The sequence below is a fragment of the Streptomyces nymphaeiformis genome (assembly GCF_014203895.1).
Classification (GTDB): Bacteria; Actinomycetota; Actinomycetes; order Streptomycetales; family Streptomycetaceae; genus Streptomyces; species Streptomyces nymphaeiformis.
The window spans coordinates 118169-134402 of sequence record NZ_JACHJY010000011.1; the positions used below are offsets into that span (position 1 = coordinate 118169).

General features: G+C 71.7%; 14 protein-coding genes and 1 tRNA gene. 8 read left to right on the forward strand and 7 right to left on the reverse strand.

Features of this window, described 5'->3' with window-relative positions:
* Nucleotides 1-218 precede the first annotated feature (218 nt).
* Nucleotides 219-1877 carry a DUF8823 domain-containing protein gene (locus GGE06_RS33810; protein ID WP_246532915.1) on the forward strand — a complete coding sequence of 553 codons (1659 nt, stop codon included), beginning with the start codon at nt 219-221 and terminating at the stop codon, nt 1875-1877.
* 10 nt (nt 1878-1887) lie between these two features.
* Here the strand turns inward: GGE06_RS33810 and GGE06_RS33815 are convergent, their stop codons facing one another.
* Nucleotides 1888-2253 (reverse strand): hypothetical protein, encoded by a 366-nt coding sequence (locus GGE06_RS33815; protein ID WP_116160459.1) that lies wholly within the window; start codon nt 2251-2253, stop codon nt 1888-1890.
* A gap of 159 nt (nt 2254-2412) precedes the next feature.
* Here GGE06_RS33815 and GGE06_RS33820 point away from each other — a divergent pair, with 159 nt between their 5' ends.
* Nucleotides 2413-2706 carry a hypothetical protein gene (locus tag GGE06_RS33820; RefSeq protein ID WP_181924609.1) on the forward strand — a complete coding sequence of 98 codons (294 nt, stop codon included), beginning with the start codon at nt 2413-2415 and terminating at the stop codon, nt 2704-2706.
* A 53-nt stretch (nt 2707-2759) separates the two neighbouring features.
* On the opposite strand, the gene GGE06_RS33825 is transcribed toward GGE06_RS33820, so the two are convergent.
* A tRNA-Arg gene (locus tag GGE06_RS33825) sits at nt 2760-2832 on the reverse strand.
* Between the two features lie 163 nt (nt 2833-2995).
* On the opposite strand from GGE06_RS33825, the gene GGE06_RS33830 reads away from it, so the two are divergent.
* Nucleotides 2996-4615, forward strand: a complete 1620-nt coding sequence (locus GGE06_RS33830) for a class I adenylate-forming enzyme family protein (protein ID WP_184932654.1) — start codon at nt 2996-2998, stop codon at nt 4613-4615.
* On the opposite strand, the gene GGE06_RS33835 is transcribed toward GGE06_RS33830, so the two are convergent.
* Entirely contained in the window at nt 4602-5873 is a 1272-nt protein-coding gene (locus tag GGE06_RS33835) for a M6 family metalloprotease domain-containing protein (RefSeq protein WP_116160461.1), read from the reverse strand. The genes GGE06_RS33830 and GGE06_RS33835 overlap by 14 nt on opposite strands.
* A 327-nt stretch (nt 5874-6200) precedes the next feature.
* Between GGE06_RS33835 and GGE06_RS33840 the strand changes: the two genes are divergently transcribed.
* Nucleotides 6201-6863, forward strand: a complete 663-nt coding sequence (locus GGE06_RS33840; RefSeq protein WP_116160462.1) for a TetR/AcrR family transcriptional regulator — start codon at nt 6201-6203, stop codon at nt 6861-6863.
* An 83-nt stretch (nt 6864-6946) separates the two neighbouring features.
* The gene (locus tag GGE06_RS33845) at nt 6947-8482 is read left to right on the forward strand and encodes an MFS transporter (RefSeq protein ID WP_184932576.1); all 1536 of its coding nucleotides are present in this window, start codon (nt 6947-6949) and stop codon (nt 8480-8482) included.
* A 75-nt stretch (nt 8483-8557) separates the two neighbouring features.
* Here GGE06_RS33845 and GGE06_RS33850 read toward each other — a convergent pair whose 3' ends face one another.
* A complete protein-coding gene (locus GGE06_RS33850) occupies nt 8558-9064 on the reverse strand; it encodes a MarR family winged helix-turn-helix transcriptional regulator (RefSeq protein ID WP_184932655.1) in 507 nt (168 codons plus the stop codon).
* Nucleotides 9065-9163: 99 nt separating this feature from the next.
* On the opposite strand from GGE06_RS33850, the gene GGE06_RS33855 reads away from it, so the two are divergent.
* Nucleotides 9164-9952: a dioxygenase family protein gene (locus tag GGE06_RS33855; protein WP_116160464.1), complete on the forward strand. Its 789-nt coding sequence runs from the start codon at nt 9164-9166 to the stop codon at nt 9950-9952.
* 3 nt (nt 9953-9955) lie between these two features.
* Here GGE06_RS33855 and GGE06_RS33860 read toward each other — a convergent pair whose 3' ends face one another.
* Nucleotides 9956-10963 carry a questin oxidase family protein gene (locus tag GGE06_RS33860; protein WP_116160465.1) on the reverse strand — a complete coding sequence of 336 codons (1008 nt, stop codon included), beginning with the start codon at nt 10961-10963 and terminating at the stop codon, nt 9956-9958.
* Between the two features lie 372 nt (nt 10964-11335).
* Here GGE06_RS33860 and GGE06_RS33865 point away from each other — a divergent pair, with 372 nt between their 5' ends.
* The gene (locus tag GGE06_RS33865) at nt 11336-12337 is read left to right on the forward strand and encodes a sigma-70 family RNA polymerase sigma factor (RefSeq protein ID WP_116160466.1); all 1002 of its coding nucleotides are present in this window, start codon (nt 11336-11338) and stop codon (nt 12335-12337) included.
* Between the two features lie 300 nt (nt 12338-12637).
* On the opposite strand, the gene GGE06_RS33870 is transcribed toward GGE06_RS33865, so the two are convergent.
* The gene (locus GGE06_RS33870; RefSeq protein WP_184932577.1) at nt 12638-13597 is read right to left on the reverse strand and encodes a helix-turn-helix transcriptional regulator; all 960 of its coding nucleotides are present in this window, start codon (nt 13595-13597) and stop codon (nt 12638-12640) included.
* A 62-nt stretch (nt 13598-13659) separates the two neighbouring features.
* Here GGE06_RS33870 and GGE06_RS33875 point away from each other — a divergent pair, with 62 nt between their 5' ends.
* Nucleotides 13660-15195 carry an MFS transporter gene (locus GGE06_RS33875; protein WP_116160467.1) on the forward strand — a complete coding sequence of 512 codons (1536 nt, stop codon included), beginning with the start codon at nt 13660-13662 and terminating at the stop codon, nt 15193-15195.
* A 124-nt stretch (nt 15196-15319) separates the two neighbouring features.
* Here GGE06_RS33875 and GGE06_RS33880 read toward each other — a convergent pair whose 3' ends face one another.
* Nucleotides 15320-16162: a DUF6227 family protein gene (locus GGE06_RS33880; RefSeq protein ID WP_246532905.1), complete on the reverse strand. Its 843-nt coding sequence runs from the start codon at nt 16160-16162 to the stop codon at nt 15320-15322.
* Nucleotides 16163-16234: the final 72 nt, after the last annotated feature.

The window sequence follows — 16234 nt, forward strand, 5'->3', positions numbered from 1 at the left end:
AAGCCCATGAAGCACGTGACACTCGTGACGCTCGTGACGACAGGGACGCCGACGGCGCCGCGCCGCCCACGGATACCGGCTCCTCTTCGCTCTCGCGAATAGTGCTCCCGACGCAACGGCCGGCCCCCGCGCCGGCCCCGGCACCGTCTGCCCCCAGCCCCGTCCGGCGCCGCAAGCGCCGCTACACGGTCCTGGCGGCCACCGGGCTCGCCGCCCTCATGCACGTCCTGTGGTTCTTCCTCTTCGCGAACAGCGGCGGGGACCTGGCCGCGCAGGACGCGTGGGCGGAGTTCGTGGGACGGCACCCGGACTCCGCGTACAACCTGGCCTGGTACGGCGGGATGCACCCCGTCTCGTACAGCGTGGTCTCGCCCTATCTGATGTCGGTGCTCGGCGTCCGCAGCACGATGATGGTCGCGGGGACGCTGTCGGCCGGCCTGACGGCGCTGATCCTGGTGCGGGTGCGGGCGGTCCGCAACCCGATGGTCTGTTCGATCGCGGCCGTCTTCGCCTTCCTCTGCAACGCGCTCTCGGGCCGGGTGACGTTCGGCCTCGGCATGATGTTCGCGCTCGGCGCGGTCGCCGCGGTCTTCTGCTGGCCGTACCGCTGGCGGCGCAAACGCTGGGCGAAGGCGGCGGTCGCGGCCCCGCTGGCGGGCCTGGCGACGGCGTGCAGCCCGGTCGCGGGCCTGTTCCTGGGGGTCGCGGCGGCGGCCCTGTTCCTGAACAAGCGCCGCCCGGGCGCGTACGCCCTGGGTCTCGCCCCGGTCGCCGTCGTAGCCCTGTCCTCCTGGCTCTTCCCGTTCTCGGGCACGCAGCCGATGGCCTTCGGCTCGACGGTCCTGCCGCTCCTCTTCGGCGTCCTGGCCTTCGTCCTGGTCCCCAAGACCTGGCGGACGGTCCGCACGGCGGCAGCGGTCTACTCGATCGGCACGCTGCTGACCTGGCTGATCGACTCCCAGATCGGCTCGAACATCTCCCGGCTGCCGATGCTCTTCGCGGGCGTCGTGCTGCTCGCGGCCCTGCCGTACACGGCGCCGCGCTCACGCCGCTGGTACGCGCTGCTGCTCGCCGTCGCGGGGCTGAACTTCTGGATCGGCTTCAAGGGCGTCGACGACGTCATCCGCACCGCCCCGGACGCCTCCTGGGCGCGCGAGCTCGCGCCGCTCGTCAACCAGCTCCAGGTCCGGGACGCGGGCAAGGCGCGGGTCGAGGTCGTGCCGGCGTCCAGCCACCGCGAGTCCTCCGCGCTCAGCCCGTACATCAACCTGGCGCGCGGCTGGAACCGGCAGGCGGACATGGAGCGCAACCCGCTCTTCTACGACGACACGCTGAACGCCGCGAACTACCAGGACTGGCTCGACCGCTGGGCCGTCCACTACGTCGTCCTGCCCACCGGCGCCCCCGACTCGGGCGCCGAGCGGGAGGCGGAACTGGTCCGCGAGGGCCTGCCGTACCTGAACCAGGTCTGGTCGGACGAGAACTGGCGGCTGTACGAGGTCGAGAACCCGACCCCGCTGGCGGACCCGCCGGCCCAGGTGCAGAGCGCGGAGGAGAACGAGGTCGTGATCCGGGTCGACCGGCCCGGCCGGGTCCTCATCCGCGTCCCGTACTCGCCGTGGCTCGCCCTCGTGGACGAGAACGGCGCCAAGATCGAACCGCCGAAGGAGACGGAGGCCTCGAAGCTGGCCCGGGAGGCCTCGGACACGGAGCTCCCGAAGGTCTTCGCCAACGAGAAGGGCTGCCTCTTCAAGACGGAGGCGGACCCGGAGGGCGACGAATGGACGGAACTGATCGCCCCGAAACCCGGCACCTACCGCCTGGCGGCCCCGTACAAACTCTCCCGTGGCACGGCCTGCCCGGAGGAACTCCGCTGAGCCGCGGCCCTCAGGCCAGATCCGTCAGCTCGTCGGCGAACACCTGCGACAGCGGCTGCGGCCCGACGTACTGCTGACAGTTGCAGGCACCGGCCTCGTACCGCACCGGCTTCTTGTTCTCGTCCCAGGCGGTCGGCACCTCGACCCGCTCATGGCACCGCCCCTGCTTGTCGTGCTTCGCCAGGTGATGCGTACACCCGCACACGGGCTCCGGCGTCCGCTGCGAGGCCTCGAGCGCCAGCCGCTCCTGCTTGGCCGCCTCCAGAACCTCCATCTTCCGCTCGTGCCGATGCCGCAACGCGGTCCGCACGTTGTCAGCGGCCCAAGCGAACCCACCGCTCCAGAACAGAATGAGCACCCACCAGAACCACTCCATGGTTCCCCCCGTTTTCCCCCGGATAAGGAGCCCAGGATAGAACCGGCGGCGGCCTACGTCACGGGCCGCATAGTCACTCTGTGGATCCACTCCATTACCGAACGCTAGGATCGCGGGCGTCGCCGCAGCTGTGCGGCGGCTGGAGAGAGGGGCATTCACATGGCCGTCATCGTCACCTTCGACCTCCCCGGCGCCGGACAGGAGCTCTACGACGAGGTCATCGCGCGCGTGACCGGCGGGAAGGGCTTCGCACGCTTCGCCGACGTGGGGGATCCGGGCCTCCTCTCCCACGCCGCGGGGCCGGTCGACGGAGGGTTCCGCGTGACCGAGGTCTGGGAGAGCGAGGAGGCCCTCGCCGCCCACGCGAAGACCTTCGGCCCGATCCTGGCCGACCTCGGCCACGCCGACGCACGGCCCACGATCATCCCGGCGCACAACGTCGTCGTCCGGTAGGGGCACAAGCCGAAAGGGCACCTACCAAAATCGGTAGGTGCCCTTTCGGCTTGTGCCCCCGGCAGGATTCGAACCTGCGACACCCGCTTTAGGAGAGCGGTGCTCTATCCCCTGAGCTACGAAGGCGAGGGACCGCAGACAGACTAGCGGATGGGGGTTGCGCGGGTCGCCCCTGTTGTCGCCGAACGGCGCAGGCGGTCGTGTTCCTCCGTGTCGGGTTGACCCGGGGCGGGGAGCCGCATAGCGTCGCCGCGCTGGGTGAGCGGGCGCTTAGGAGGGGTTTGTGGTGGTGGCTGGTGGGGTCGAGCGGCTCTGCGCGCCCGGGGCGCCCTTCGCCGTCGAGGGCGGGGTGTACGTCGGCGGGCCGCGGACGTTGCGGGAGTTCGTCGAGGTGACCTGGGGGTACGGGGACCGGACGTTCCTCGTGGCCGAGGGCGTGCGGATGAGCTACCGGGAGTTCTTCGACGCCGCCTGCGGGCTCGCGCGGCGGCTCGTCGGGGAGTACGGGCTGCGGCCGGGGGACCGGGCCGTCGTGGCCATGCGGAACCTGCCCGAGTGGCAGGTCGCCTTCTGGGCCACCCAGCTCGCCGGGCTCGTCGCCGTGCCGCTCAACGCCTGGTGGACCGAGGACGAGTTCACGTACGCCCTCGACGACTGCTCTCCCGGCGTGCTGCTCGTCGACGGCGAGCGGGTCGGGCGCGTGCGGGAGTGGGCCGTGCGGAACGGCGTGCCCGGGATCGTCTTCCGGGGGGAGGGCGCGTGCGAGGGGTTCGTCGAGTACGTCGCCGATGACGATCCTCTGCTCGGGCCTCCCGACGTCCACGTCCTGCCCGAGTCCGACTCCACCATCATCTACACCTCCGGCACCACCGGGCGTCCCAAGGGGGCCGTCGCCACGCATCTCGCGCAGGTCGGGGCCGCCATGAACCCGCGGTACTTCGCCGCCGCCGCCGCCCTCGCGCGCGGTGAGGTGCCGGGAGTGGGGGCGGCGCCCGTCTCGCTCACCACCTTTCCCTTCTTCCACGTCGCCGCCTTCACCTCCTTCTACGCCGTCATGGCCGCCGGCGGGACCCTCGTGATGATGCGGAAGTGGGATGCCGCGAGAGCTCTTGAGCTGATGCGGGACGAAGGGGTCACCCACTTCGCCGGGGTGCCCACCACCGCGCTCCAGCTGCTCGCGCTCGCCCGGAGCCGCCGCGACCCGCTCGCCTGCCTGACCCTCCTCAGCACCGGAGGCGCCGCCGCCCCGCCCGGGATCGTCGGGGGGATCACCGAGGGGTACGGGGAGCGGATCGAGCCCCGGAACGGGTACGGGCTCACCGAGACCTGCGGAGGGGTCCTGTCGAACGTCGGTGCCGAGTACCGCGCGCATCCCGGGAGTGTCGGGCGGCCCTCGCCCGTCACCGAGGTGCGGATCGAGCGGCCCGATGGGGAGGGGGTGGGCGAGTTGTTGCTGCGCGGGCAGTGTCTTGTCCGCGGGTACTGGGGGAATCCTGACGCCACCCGCGCCGCCTTCACCGAGGACGGCTGGTTCAGGACCGGTGACCTCGCCCGCGTCGACGCGGACGGGCGGGTCAGTGTCGTCGACCGGCTCACCGACATGGTGATCCGCGGCGGCGAGAACGTGTACTGCGTCGAGGTCGAGGGCGTGCTGCACGAGCATCCGGATGTCGTCGATGCCGCCGTGTTCGGGGTTCCGCACGCACTGCTCGGGGAGGAAGTCGTGGCCGTCGTGCGGCTGCGGGGCGGCGCGGATGTGGGACCCGAGGCCTTGCGCGCTCACGTCGGGGCGCGGCTCGCCGGGTTCAAAGTGCCTGCCCGGATCCTCGTACGGGACGCGGAGCTGCCTCGGAACCCGACCGGGAAGGTTCTCAAGCGGGAGCTGAGGGAGCAGGTCAGCGGCGGGTGATCCGCACCCGGTACGTTCCCGTCTCGTCCTCCTCCAGGACCTCGATCCGGATCCCGTTCGCGCGGTCCGTGAACGTCTCGCCCGGGGCGTACGGCGCGTCCGACAGCTCCGCGTGGACGTTGGCCCGGCGCGTGCAGCCGCCGCTGGAGCGGTCGCTGTCGGCCACGGTCACCGGGCCGTGGCCGGTGTCCACGTCGGACTCCACCCGGTAGACGAGGACGCCCTGCTTGCAGACGGCCTCGTCGTTGCCGTCCTTGCTGCGGACCTCGACGGCGTATCCGGAGGTGCCGGAGAGCGGGACGAAGACGAGCTTGGGGCCGCCGGTGATCGCGAGCGGGGTGAGGCTGTAGTCGCCGGTGCCGGGCGTGGAGGCGCAGCTGACCTGGTCGTTGTCGAGCCAGCCCAGCTTCCACTTGTGCCAGCCGAGGAGGTCGTTGTCGGCGCCCCAGTCCTCGGACATGATGTCCCAGTGCCCGACGGTGCCTCCGCCGTCCGAGGTGTAGAGGTCGGGCAGGCCGAAGACGTGGCCGTTCTCGTGCGGCAGGACGCGGTAGCCGGTCTCGGGGAAGCTGCCGGAGCCGTCGTCCTGGCGGCTGTAGACGAAGGACGTGTTGGCGAGCGGCACGCCGTCGGCGTAGGGGGCGTCGTCGTTGCCGGAGAAGGTCACGGACAGCACGGTGTCGAGGGCGGAGGGCCCGGCGTTCGGCGTGACGAGGACGTTGACCAGGTCGTACGCGCTGAAGTCCACCCGCGCGTCGGCGGCCTTCACGATGTCCTCGACGAGGGAGCGGTAGCCCGGTTCGTACGGTGAGCCGCGCTCGATGCCGTACGAGGAGAAGGGCCGGGGCATCCGCAGCCAGTCGGGTATCGGCGCCTCGGCCTGGTAGTGCAGGCGCCCGTACGAGCTGACGCGGAACCAGTCGGCGGTCTGCGGGAAGAACTCGCGGAAGCGGCCCATCGCCGGGCCGTCCCCGGGGGCGTCGGGGAAGTCGATCATCAGGTTGAGGGCCCTGACGCGGCCCGTGGAGCGCACGTATCCGGGGGCCGTGGGCAGCCCCTCCGACATCTGCACGCCCATCGTGGTGGCGATGCGGCACGGTCCCAGCTGGGCGCCGCTCGGCGCGGCGGCCACGGGGCCCGCCGAGGCCGGGGCGGGCCCGGGAAGGGTGCTGCTCGCCGAGGCGAGCAGGGCGAGGGAGAGTGCCGTGGTCGCCGCCAGGGCGACGGGTCTGCGTATCCGTCGGCGGGGGTGCTGCATACGTCGCCTCTCCGGTGGGGCAGGTCGGCGCCGCGACCCCTTCCGCGGGTCAGCGCTGTGCGATCAGCCTGTGGCGCGGGGTCCGGGTGCGCGCGCCGGGTGGCCCGATCGTGGGTATCCCGGAGAGGGCGGGAGATTGTGACCCGGGTCACATGGAGGGTGGGAAATAAGCGGGGACTCGGTCCCCGTTTGCACCTGTGTCGCTGCAAGTGGGGAATCGTTCCCCGGATTCGTTCGTGGACCTGTTCTTCGTGGACCGGTCCTTCGTGGATCCGTTCTTCGTGGGTCCGCCGCTCGTGGATCCGTTGACTGTGAGGAGGTCGTGGCGTGACCAGCACCCCCGCCACCGCGCCCGCCCGCCGCGTACCCCGCCCGCGGGCCGACGCCCTGCGCAACCGCGAGCGGATCGTGACGGCGGCCCGCGAGATGTTCGTCGAGTTCGGCTCCCAGGTGCCGTACGACGAGATCGCGCGCCGCGCCGGCGTCGGGAACGCCACGCTCTACCGGAACTTCCCCGAGCGCGCCGACCTCGTCCACGAGGTCGTCCTCTCGCTCATGGCCCGGGTCACCGAGGTCGCCGAGCGGGCCGCCGAGGAGGAGGACGACACCTTCGCCGCCCTCCGCCGCTTCACCCACGGTGCCGCCGACGAGCGCGTCGGCGCCCTGTGTCCGATGCTCGACGGCGCCTTCGACCGGGACCACCCCGACCTGCTCGCCGAGCGCGACCGCCTGGAGGGGGTCGTCCAGGGCCTCGTCGAGCGGGCGCAGGCGGCCGGCCGGCTCCGTGTCGACGTCGGCGTCGGCGACCTGATGGTGGCGCTCTCCCAGCTGACCCGCCCGCTGCCCGGATCCGGCTGCGGGGCCTTCGACCAGTTCGTCCATCGCCACCTGCAGCTCTTCCTCGACGGCCTGGAGACGCCCGCCCGCTCCGAGCTGCCCGGGAAGGCCGCGACCCTCGAGGACCTGAGGCGGGACGCCTGCTCCTCGTGACCCGACCTTCTTCGGAGTAACCCGCACTCCCTCAAGACTTACGTCCCTTTTTCATCAGTACGCGCCAAGAGGTGGCTACCCCCATGCCGAAAATCCCCGACACGACCGCGGTCCAGGCCGACCCCGGCCGCTGGAAAGCCCTCATCTTCATCGCCCTCGCCCAGCTGATGGTCGTGCTCGACGCGACGATCGTGAACATCGCCCTGCCCTCCGCCCAGCACGACCTCGGGATCTCGGACGGCAACCGGCAGTGGGTCATCACCGCCTACGCCCTCGCCTTCGGCGGTCTGCTCCTCTTCGGCGGCCGCATAGCCGACCTGTGGGGCCGCAAGCGGACCTTCGTCACCGGCCTGATCGGCTTCGCAGCCGCCTCCGCCCTCGGCGGCGCCGCGACCAGCGAGGCGATGATGCTCGGTGCCCGCGCGCTCCAGGGCGCCTTCGGCGCGCTCCTCGCGCCCGCCGCGCTCTCCCTGCTCGCCGTGACCTTCACCGACGCCAAGGAGCGCGCGAAGGCCTTCGGCATCTACGGCGCGATCGCCGGCGGCGGCGGCGCCGTGGGCCTGATCCTCGGCGGCTTCCTCACCGAGTACCTGAACTGGCGCTGGACCTTCTTCGTCAACATCCCGTTCGCGATCGTCGCCGCCACCGGCGCGTACCTCGTCGTCCGTGAGCCGGCCGGCGGCCGCAACCGCTCGCCGCTCGACATCCCCGGCGTGATCCTCTCCACCCTCGGCCTGGTCTCGCTCGTCTACGGCTTCACGCGCGCCGAGTCCGCCGGCTGGAGCGACGCCGGCACGATCGGCCTCTTCGTCGCCTCCGGCGTGCTGCTCCTCGCCTTCGCGCTCACCGAGTCGCGGGTCAAGCACCCGCTGCTGCCGCTGCGCGTCGTGGCCGACCGCAACCGCGGCGGCGTCTACCTGTCGCTGGGTCTCGCCGTCATCGCGATGTTCGGCCTGTTCCTCTTCCTGACGTACTACCTCCAGGTCGTGAAGGGGTACTCGCCGGTCAAGACGGGCTTCGCGTTCCTGCCGATGATCGTCGGCATGATCACGGGCTCGACCCAGATCGGCACCCGTCTGATGACCCGCGTCCCGCCGCGGTTCCTGATGGCCCCGGGCTTCCTGACCGCCGGAGTCGGCATGCTGCTGCTGACCCAGCTGGAGATCGGCACCTCGTACGCCGGGCTGATCCTGCCCGCGCAGCTGCTGCTCGGCCTGGGCATGGGTACGGCGTTCATGCCGGCCATGTCGCTGGCGACGCTCGGCGTGGACCCGCGGGACGCCGGTGTGGCCTCCGCGATGGTCAACACCTCGCAGCAGGTCGGCGGCGCCATCGGTACGGCCCTGCTGAACACGATCGCCGCCTCGGCGACCGCCGCCTACGTGGCCGACCACGTCGCCGGCGCGACCACCCCGGCCGCGCAGAAGCTGCTCCAGTTCCAGAGCATGGTCGAGGGGTACACGGCGGCCATCTGGTGGGCGGTCGGCATCCTGGTCGTCTCCGCCACGATCGCCTTCGTGTTCATCAACACCGGGAAGCCGGGCGGCGGCCCGGTCGCCGGGTCCGGCGCGGACGCGGGTGCGGAGGACGAGGTGAAGGTGCCGGTCATCGCGCACTGACGATCGTTCTCGGACAGCGCCTGCCCCGGTTCCGCTCAGCGGAGCCGGGGCAGGTCCGTTTCCGGTTGCGGTGGCTCAGCGGAGCCAGGGCAGGTCCGCGTCCGCGTCCTGGGGTTCGAGGCCCGCGGCCATCACGCGCATGATCGCGCCGAGCTGTGTCACCTGCTCGGGGGAGAGGCGGTCGAACATGGCCTGGCGGACGGCCGTCACATGGCCCGGGGCGTTCCGCCGGAGGACCTCCATGCCCTCGTCCGTCAGCTGGGCGAACTGGCCGCGCTTGTCGGAGGGGCAGTTCTCGCGCCGTACCCAGCCGTTCTTCTCCAGGCGGGCGACCGCGTGCGAGAGGCGGGACCGGGTGATCTTGGCGCTGCGGGCCAGCTCGGTCATCCGGAGCCGGCGGCGCGGGGCCTGGGAGAGCTGGACGAGGAGCCCGTAGTAGACGTGCGGCATCCCGGCGTCGCGCTGCAACTGGCGGTCGAGGTGGTCCTCCAGGAGCGTGGTGGCGTGCAGGTACGCGCGCCAGACGTGCTGCTCCTCGTCGGTCAGCCAGCGGGGCTCGGCCATGTCTCCCCCGGTTCCCATGTTTCCCATGAATCCCATCGTAAGGCTCATTCTTGAAAGTTGAACTATGTAGGTTTACGCTGAACCCAAACACTTGAAGTTTCAAGATCGGAGGCCGACATGGACGCCACGCAGGAACGGATGCCCGCGCTCTACCTGTCCCACGGCGCCCCGCCGCTCGCCGACGACCCCGTCTGGCCCGGCCAGCTCGCCGCCTGGTCCGCCGGTCTGCCGCGGCCCAAGGCGATCCTCATGGTCTCCGCCCACTGGGAGGAGGCCCCGCTCGCGCTCGGCGCCACCGAGACCGTCCCCCTCGTCTACGACTTCTGGGGCTTCCCCGAGCACTACTACCGCGTCCAGTACGCCGCCCCCGGCGCCCCGCGGCTCGCCGAGGCCGTCCGCAAGCTGCTCCACGGACCCGGCACGCCCGTGCAGGACATCCCCGACCGGGGCCTCGACCACGGCGCGTACGTACCGCTCGTCGAGATGTACCCCGGCGCGGACATCCCCGTCCTCCAGATCTCCATGCCCACGCTCGACCCGCGCCGGCTCATGGACATCGGCCGCAAGCTCGCCCCGCTGCGCGACGAGGGCGTCCTGATCGTCGGCAGCGGCTTCTTCACCCACAACCTCGCCGCCCTCCGCCACACCGGCCCCGGCGTCCCCGGCTGGTCCGCCGAGTTCGACGCCTGGGGACACGAGGCGCTCGTCGCGCACGACGTCGACGCCCTCCTGGACTTCGAGCACAAGTCGCCCGCCGGGCGCCTCGCCCACCCCCGTACGGAGCACTTCGCCCCGCTCTTCGTCGCCATGGGCGCGGCGGACGCGGCCGGCGACCTCGACGCGGAGAAGTCGGTGATCGACGGCTTCTGGATGGGGCTCGCCAAGCGTTCCGTCCAGTTCGGCTAGGACTCAGAGCACCGGCGGATTGAGGTCGATCGAGCGGACGGCGGCGGCCAGCGCGAGCGGGTCGCCCACGTCGAGCGCCGTGTCCGTGAACTTGATCGTGTGGTCGTCGCCGTGGGCGGCGGCCCGCTCGAAGACCTCCTCGGCGGTGAGGGCCGTGTTCTCGTACGGGGCGGCCTCGCGCGGCGTGTAGGCCGCCGTCACCGCGGCCGCCGCGGCCCAGGCCGCGGACACGCTCGGCGCCCACAGCCTGCGCGGGAGCGCGGGCAGGGTCCGCAGGACCGCGTTCGGCGCGGTCGCCGCGTGCACCAGCATGATCGGCTCGCCGTGGCCGTGCGTCGCGTACCGGTGCGTCGCCGCCGTCACCAGCTCGGTGAGCAGCGCCTTCGCCGCGTCGGGATCCGGAGCCTCGCCCCAGACCGGGAACGCCGTCAGCTGCTCCAGCCGCGCCCGGATCCCGCCGTCCTGCTCGGGAACCGGCGGTACGGCGTCCAGCGCGGCCGCCGCGGAGGGTGCCGGGGCCAGCGGGGCGAGCGGCGGGAGGGGCTGGTGGCGGGCCGCCCAGTAACCGAGGGCGTGCGCCAGCTCGGCGCGGCGCGGCGCCGTCTCCTCCGAGCTCAGGAGGGTCCGTACGGCGTGACCGGTGCGGATCACCGGATGCGTCGCCCCGCCCGCGATGCCGGGCAGCAGCCGGGGCCACCACTCGGCGAGGACCTCCCGCCAGGGGCGGTCCGCCAGCTCGCGCGAGAAGAAACGGGTCCAGTCGGTGATCCGGACCGGGTCGCCGAGCGCCTCCCGCCAGTCGGCGGCGGTGACCGGGGCGTGCGGGGCGGGCGCCTCCTCCAGTCTGGGCGCGTAGTGGTCGAGCCAGCGGTGCACGGCGGGGGCCTGGCCGTGGCGGACCAGGGCCTCGACGGCCATGGGGGCGTGGTTGGTGAGCCAGCCGTTGCGCTCGGGACCCGTGGTGTGGAGCCGTTCGAGGGCCTCGTCGAGGGTGCCGGTGGTGTCGGTCATGGGGTGACGCTAGGCCGGGGGAGCGGGGCGGGGGAACGGGCTGGGGACCTAGGCCGCAGGGCTGAGGGGCGGCGGGGCAACCGTTGATCGCGCCGAGGCGTCTGAAGGGGTGGCGCCGCATGTGATCGCGGTCTCACCGACAGTGTGGTCGTGGGCTTCGCGAAGGGGCGCCGCTGCACCCTCCGTGCCGGTCTGACCTGCATCTCCGTGGGTATCCGCGGCGTGCCCGCGGGGGTGGCGGCCGCGCAGGATACTGCATGATCGCCAAAATCCATGTGCCGGGTGGGAATTCTGTCCTGATTCCAGTCGTTGTTTCCGTCGGATGCAGGGCACCCGCAAGGGTGTCGCGACCTACTCAGCAAGGGAGCACGCATGGCAACCCGTGCCGTCGCCCGTCGTCAGACCTCCGCCCAGAGCGGGGCCGCACGGGCAAGCAGCGTTCGCGCCGTGGGCGGGGAGATCGCCGACCGCGACCTGGTCGGCATGTACCTCGACGAGATCGCGCGCACGCCCCTGCTCGACGCCGCCAAGGAGGTCGAGCTCTCCCAGACGATCGAGGCGGGTGTCTACGCCCAGCAGATACTCGACGAAGAGGTGGAGAGCCAGGCCGGCGGGGCGACCCGCGAGGAGCTCGAAGCGCTGGTCGCCGAGGGCGAGCGGGCCAAGGACCTCTTCATCAAGTCCAACCTGCGGCTCGTGGTGGCCGTCGCCCGGCGCTACCCGCGCAGCGGGCTGCCGCTGCTCGACCTGATCCAGGAGGGGAACGCGGGCCTGGTGCGCGCGGTCGAGAAGTTCGACTACGCGAAGGGCTTCAAGTTCTCCACGTACGCGACGTGGTGGATCCGCCAGGCCATCACCCGCTCCATCGCCGACCAGTCCCGGACCATCCGCCTCCCCGTCCACCTCGTGGAGGAGCTCGGCCGGATCCGGCGCGTGCAGCGCGAGTTCAACCGGGAGCACGGGCGGGAGCCCGAGCCCGCCGAGATCGCGGAGGAGCTGGGCTCGACGCCCGAGCGCGTCACCGACGTCCTGGACTGGGCGCGGGACCCGGTCTCCCTCAACATGTCGGTCGACGACGAGGGCGAAACCCAGTTCGGCGACCTGCTCGAGGACACCTCGGCGGTCTCCCCGGAGCAGTCCGTCCTCACGCTGCTGCGCAGCGAGGAGCTCGACGACCTCATCGACAAGCTCGACCACCGCACGGCGTCGATCATCCGCATGCGGTACGGGATCGAGGACGGGCGCGAGCGGACGCTGACGGAGGTCGGCAAGGAGCACGGGCTGACGCGCGAGCGGATCCGCCAGATCGAGAAGCACGCGCTGCTTGAGCTCAAGAAGATGGCGCACGACACGGGCTTCGACGCGGTGGCCTAGGGCGGCCGGCGAATGTGGAGCGGGCGGGCGCCCGGCGGGGCGGTGCCCACCGCCGTGTGGGCAATCGTCCCGCAGGGCGAGGGGGTCCCCCCTGCCCGAGCGAAGCCGAGAGCTCGGGGGAGGGTGGGCACACGGGACGGCGCCCCCAGCGGCGCCTCCGCGTTCCGTGCCCTGACCCGCACCACTTGCGCGCCGCACCGCACGTGCGGGTTCAGGCACGAAGCCTCTGGCGCCGGCAAGGGCGCCGTTCCGTTGTGCCCACCCGTTCCGCCCCGGCGGAACGCATGCCCACAACGGGCGTCAGCCGTTCGTCGCCGACTCCAGGCGCGCCGACAGGTCCCGCATGTACGTGATCAGGGGCTCCGGGCCGTGGACCGTGAAGGCGATGTCCATCAGGGCCAGGCGTAGGGCCAGCCATTCCACCGAGTCCGTCACCCGGGCACGGAGCCGGCAGCGGTCCGGGCCCTCCGCCACCGGGACCAGGTGGGACGGCAGGCGCGCCACCACGAATTCGGCCGGCGCCGCGAACGACACGTCGAGGTCGACCTCGCCGTGGGCCCGCGACATGGAGCGGGCCATGTACGTCGCCGCATCACCGGACGGCAGCTCCCGCGGAGCGAACCGCGCGCCCGTCGCGAACGGCTCGCTCACCCGGTCCACCCGGAACGTCCGCCAGTCCTCCCGCCCCAGGTCGTACGCGACGAGGTACCAGCGCCGCCCCGTCGACACCAGCCGGTACGGCTCCACGAGCCGCTTCGTCTCCGACCCGTCCCCCGCCCGGTACCCGAACCGCAGCCGCTCGTGCGCCGTCACCGCGCCCGCGAGCGTGGTCAGGGTCGCGGGGGTGACGGTGGCGCCGTCGCCCCGGGTCAGCGGGATCGTCGCGTTCTGGAGGACCGAGACCCGGTGCCGGAGCCGCGACGGCAGCACCTGCTCCAGCTTCGCCAGGGCCCGTACGGACGCCTCCTCGACGCCCTCGATGGCGTGCCCGGCCCCCGCCCGCAGGCCGACGGCGATCGCGACGGCCTCCTCGTCGTCGAGGAGCAGCGGCGGCATCGCCGTACCCGCGACGAGGCGGTAGCCGCCGACCGCGCCCATCGTCGCCTCGACGGGATAGCCGAGGTCGCGGAGCCGGTCGATGTCACGGCGGATGGTGCGCGGGGAGACCGAGAGCCGTTCGGCGAGCTCGCTTCCGGGCCACTCGCGCGGGGTCTGGAGGAGCGAGAGCAGATTCAGGAGTCGTGCCGGGGTGTCCGTCATGTCTTCAAGGATGCGGCCCATCTAGGACGTGAACTGACCTAGATGACTTCTATCTTCTTCGTATGAGTTCACACGACGCCGCCACCGAAGCGGCCACGGCAGGCGACAAGCGGCGCTGGATCGCTCTCGCCATCGTCATGACCGCCGCCTTCATGGACCTGGTCGACGCCACGATCGTCAACATCGCGATCCCCAGCATCGAGAAGGACCTCGGCGCCTCGTTCGGGGCCATCCAGTGGATCACCGCCGGGTACGCGCTCGCGTTCGCCGCCGGCCTGATCACCGGCGGGCGGCTCGGGGACATCTACGGCCGCAAGCGCCTCTTCCTCCTCGGCACCGCCGGCTTCACCCTCGCCTCGGCGCTCTGCGGCTTCGCGGCCGACCAGGAGATGCTGGTCGGCTCCCGGCTGCTCCAGGGAGCGGCGGCCGCGATGATGGTGCCGCAGGTCCTGTCGATCATCCACGTCACCTTCCCGGCGCACGAGCGCGGCAAGGTCTTCGGGATGTTCGGCGCGATCATCGGCCTCGGCGCGGTCTCGGGCCCGCTGCTCGGCGCGCTGCTCACCCAGTGGAACATCGCGGACCTGGAATGGCGCCCGATCTTCCTCATCAACCTGCCGGTCGGCATCGCCGCGCTGATCCTCGGCCGGAAGTTCATCACCGAGTCGAAGGCGCCGAAGGCGCTCAAGCTCGACATGGTCGGCGTGCTCCTGGTGACGACCGCGCTGCTGATGCTGGTCTACCCGCTGACGCGCGGCCGTGAGCTGGACTGGCCGCTGTGGGGCCACCTGATGATGGCCGGCAGCCTGCTCGTCTTCGGCGCGCTCGTGGCGTACGAGAAGCACAAGGCGAAGAAGGACGGTTCGCCGCTGATCGAGCTGTCGCTGTTCAGGGTGAAGAGCTTCGCGGCCGGCATCGCGGTGCAGCTGACCTTCGGTGTCGTGCTCGGCATCTTCTTCCTGGTCTGGACGCTGTACATGCAGATCGGGCTCGGCTGGAGCCCGCTGAAGGCGGGCCTGACCGGGGTGCCGTTCTCGATCTCGGTGTCGGTGGCCGCGGGCATGTCCGTGCAGAAGCTGGTGCCGCGCTTCGGCCGGAAGGTGCTCCAGGCGGGCGCGCTGACGATGATCGCGGGCATCCTGCTCTACTTCTTCGTCGCGGGCCGGTACGAGACCGGGATCCACTCCTGGCAGATGATTCCGCCGCTGGTGGTCATGGGCCTCGGCATGGGCCTGATCGTGGCGCCGCTGACGGACGCGGTGCTCTCGGAGGTGCCGAAGGAGCACGCCGGTTCGGCCTCGGGCCTGATCAACACGACGGGCCAGATGGGCAACGCGCTCGGCCTCGGCCTGGTGTCGGTGGTCTTCTTCGGGACGATCGACGACGAGCGGCTCGCGAAGGCCCCGGCCGAGGTGGGGACGGCGTTCACGAACGCCTTCCAGAACTCGTTGGGTTGGGCGGCGGGCGTGCTCGCCCTGATCTTCCTGGTGATGTTCGCGCTGCCGGCGAAGCCGAAGCAGCACCTGGAGGGCGGCGGTGACGCCGAGGGCGAGGCCGTGACGGTCGACGTCGACAAGGAGCCGGTGCTCACGCACTGAGCCTCCGGAAGAGCTGGAAGAGCCGGAAACGCGAAGGGTCCTGGCCCCGGGATTCACCCCGGGGCCAGGGCCCTTCGCCGTGCCCGGCCCGGCGGGCCGCCGGCGCACGTGGGCCGGCGCGCCGTCAGCGCACCCGCGAGCGGGACTCCATCGCTCCCCGGGCCGTGTGCTCGTCCTCGTACACCTCGCACATGTGCCGGCCGTCCGGCGTCGCCGTGTGCTCGACCTCCCAGAGGCTGACCTCGCTGCCGTCGAGCAGCAGGAACTGGTGCTCGTAGAGGGTGAAGCCGGCGTCCCGGCCGCCCTCCACCGGGCAGTGGCGTCCGAAGGCCTGCGTGATGTGGTGCGCGAAGGCCAGCCGGAGCCGGCGGGCCGTCCGCTCGCCCGGCCGGTCCGCGTTCTCCGCGCGGCGCAGGACGCGGCGCGCGTGGTCGGCGGAGTTGTCCGGCACGTACATCCGGGGCTGGGCGGGTATCGGGCGGGCGAGCAGCGCGCTCAGCAGCTCCAGGTCGTCGTCCTCGTCGAGGACTCGGCCGTCGGAGCGCTCCGCCGTCCAGCCGTGCAGCGGCCCGGTCGGGAGGCGGGAGGCGGCGAGTCGCGCCTCCGACTCCTCCGCGTACAGCTCGAACTGCTCGGTGCCGTCCCGGCCGGCGTTGTGCGCGAGCTCCCAGAGGCTGAGCGCGCTGCCGTCGGCGAGCAGATACGTGTGGCGGTGGGTCGTGCGGTGCAGCGACGCGCTGTGGTGCGAGGAGTGCAGCGCGCTGGAGTGGGCGAGCGCCGTGCCGAGGCGCTCGACGATCGAGTCGGGCAGGTCGAAGGAGTTGAGCGCCCGGCCGAGGAGTCGCTCAAGGTGCGTCTCGGTCGTCTCGTACGGATCGTGAGGATCCTGCGGATCGTTCAAGAGGGTCTCCAGGCCGTCGCCGCATGTCACTTGGTGCTTGCTTAACGTAGTCCCTGGGTCTGACATCTGGTCCGGGGTTCGGGAAAACGAAGGGCCCGCTTGGGAAGTTCCCGCCCCTTTCCTTCAACTCCCTTGGGC

What these genes read in the sequence shown, in the direction of transcription:
- GGE06_RS33860 (WP_116160465.1), bottom strand. Translation starts at nt 10,963, where the DNA reads ATGACCGACACCACCGGCACCCTCGACGAGGCCCTCGAACGGCTCCAC.
- GGE06_RS33865 (WP_116160466.1), top strand. Translation starts at nt 11,336, where the DNA reads ATGGCAACCCGTGCCGTCGCCCGTCGTCAGACCTCCGCCCAGAGCGGG.
- GGE06_RS33850 (WP_184932655.1), bottom strand. Translation starts at nt 9,064, where the DNA reads ATGGGAACCGGGGGAGACATGGCCGAGCCCCGCTGGCTGACCGACGAG.
- GGE06_RS33875 (WP_116160467.1), top strand. Translation starts at nt 13,660, where the DNA reads ATGAGTTCACACGACGCCGCCACCGAAGCGGCCACGGCAGGCGACAAG.
- GGE06_RS33835 (WP_116160461.1), bottom strand. Translation starts at nt 5,873, where the DNA reads ATGCAGCACCCCCGCCGACGGATACGCAGACCCGTCGCCCTGGCGGCG.
- GGE06_RS33855 (WP_116160464.1), top strand. Translation starts at nt 9,164, where the DNA reads ATGGACGCCACGCAGGAACGGATGCCCGCGCTCTACCTGTCCCACGGC.
- GGE06_RS33820 (WP_181924609.1), top strand. Translation starts at nt 2,413, where the DNA reads ATGGCCGTCATCGTCACCTTCGACCTCCCCGGCGCCGGACAGGAGCTC.
- GGE06_RS33870 (WP_184932577.1), bottom strand. Translation starts at nt 13,597, where the DNA reads ATGACGGACACCCCGGCACGACTCCTGAATCTGCTCTCGCTCCTCCAG.
- GGE06_RS33845 (WP_184932576.1), top strand. Translation starts at nt 6,947, where the DNA reads ATGCCGAAAATCCCCGACACGACCGCGGTCCAGGCCGACCCCGGCCGC.
- GGE06_RS33810 (WP_246532915.1), top strand. Translation starts at nt 219, where the DNA reads ATGCACGTCCTGTGGTTCTTCCTCTTCGCGAACAGCGGCGGGGACCTG.
- GGE06_RS33815 (WP_116160459.1), bottom strand. Translation starts at nt 2,253, where the DNA reads ATGGAGTGGTTCTGGTGGGTGCTCATTCTGTTCTGGAGCGGTGGGTTC.
- GGE06_RS33880 (WP_246532905.1), bottom strand. Translation starts at nt 16,162, where the DNA reads ATGTCAGACCCAGGGACTACGTTAAGCAAGCACCAAGTGACATGCGGC.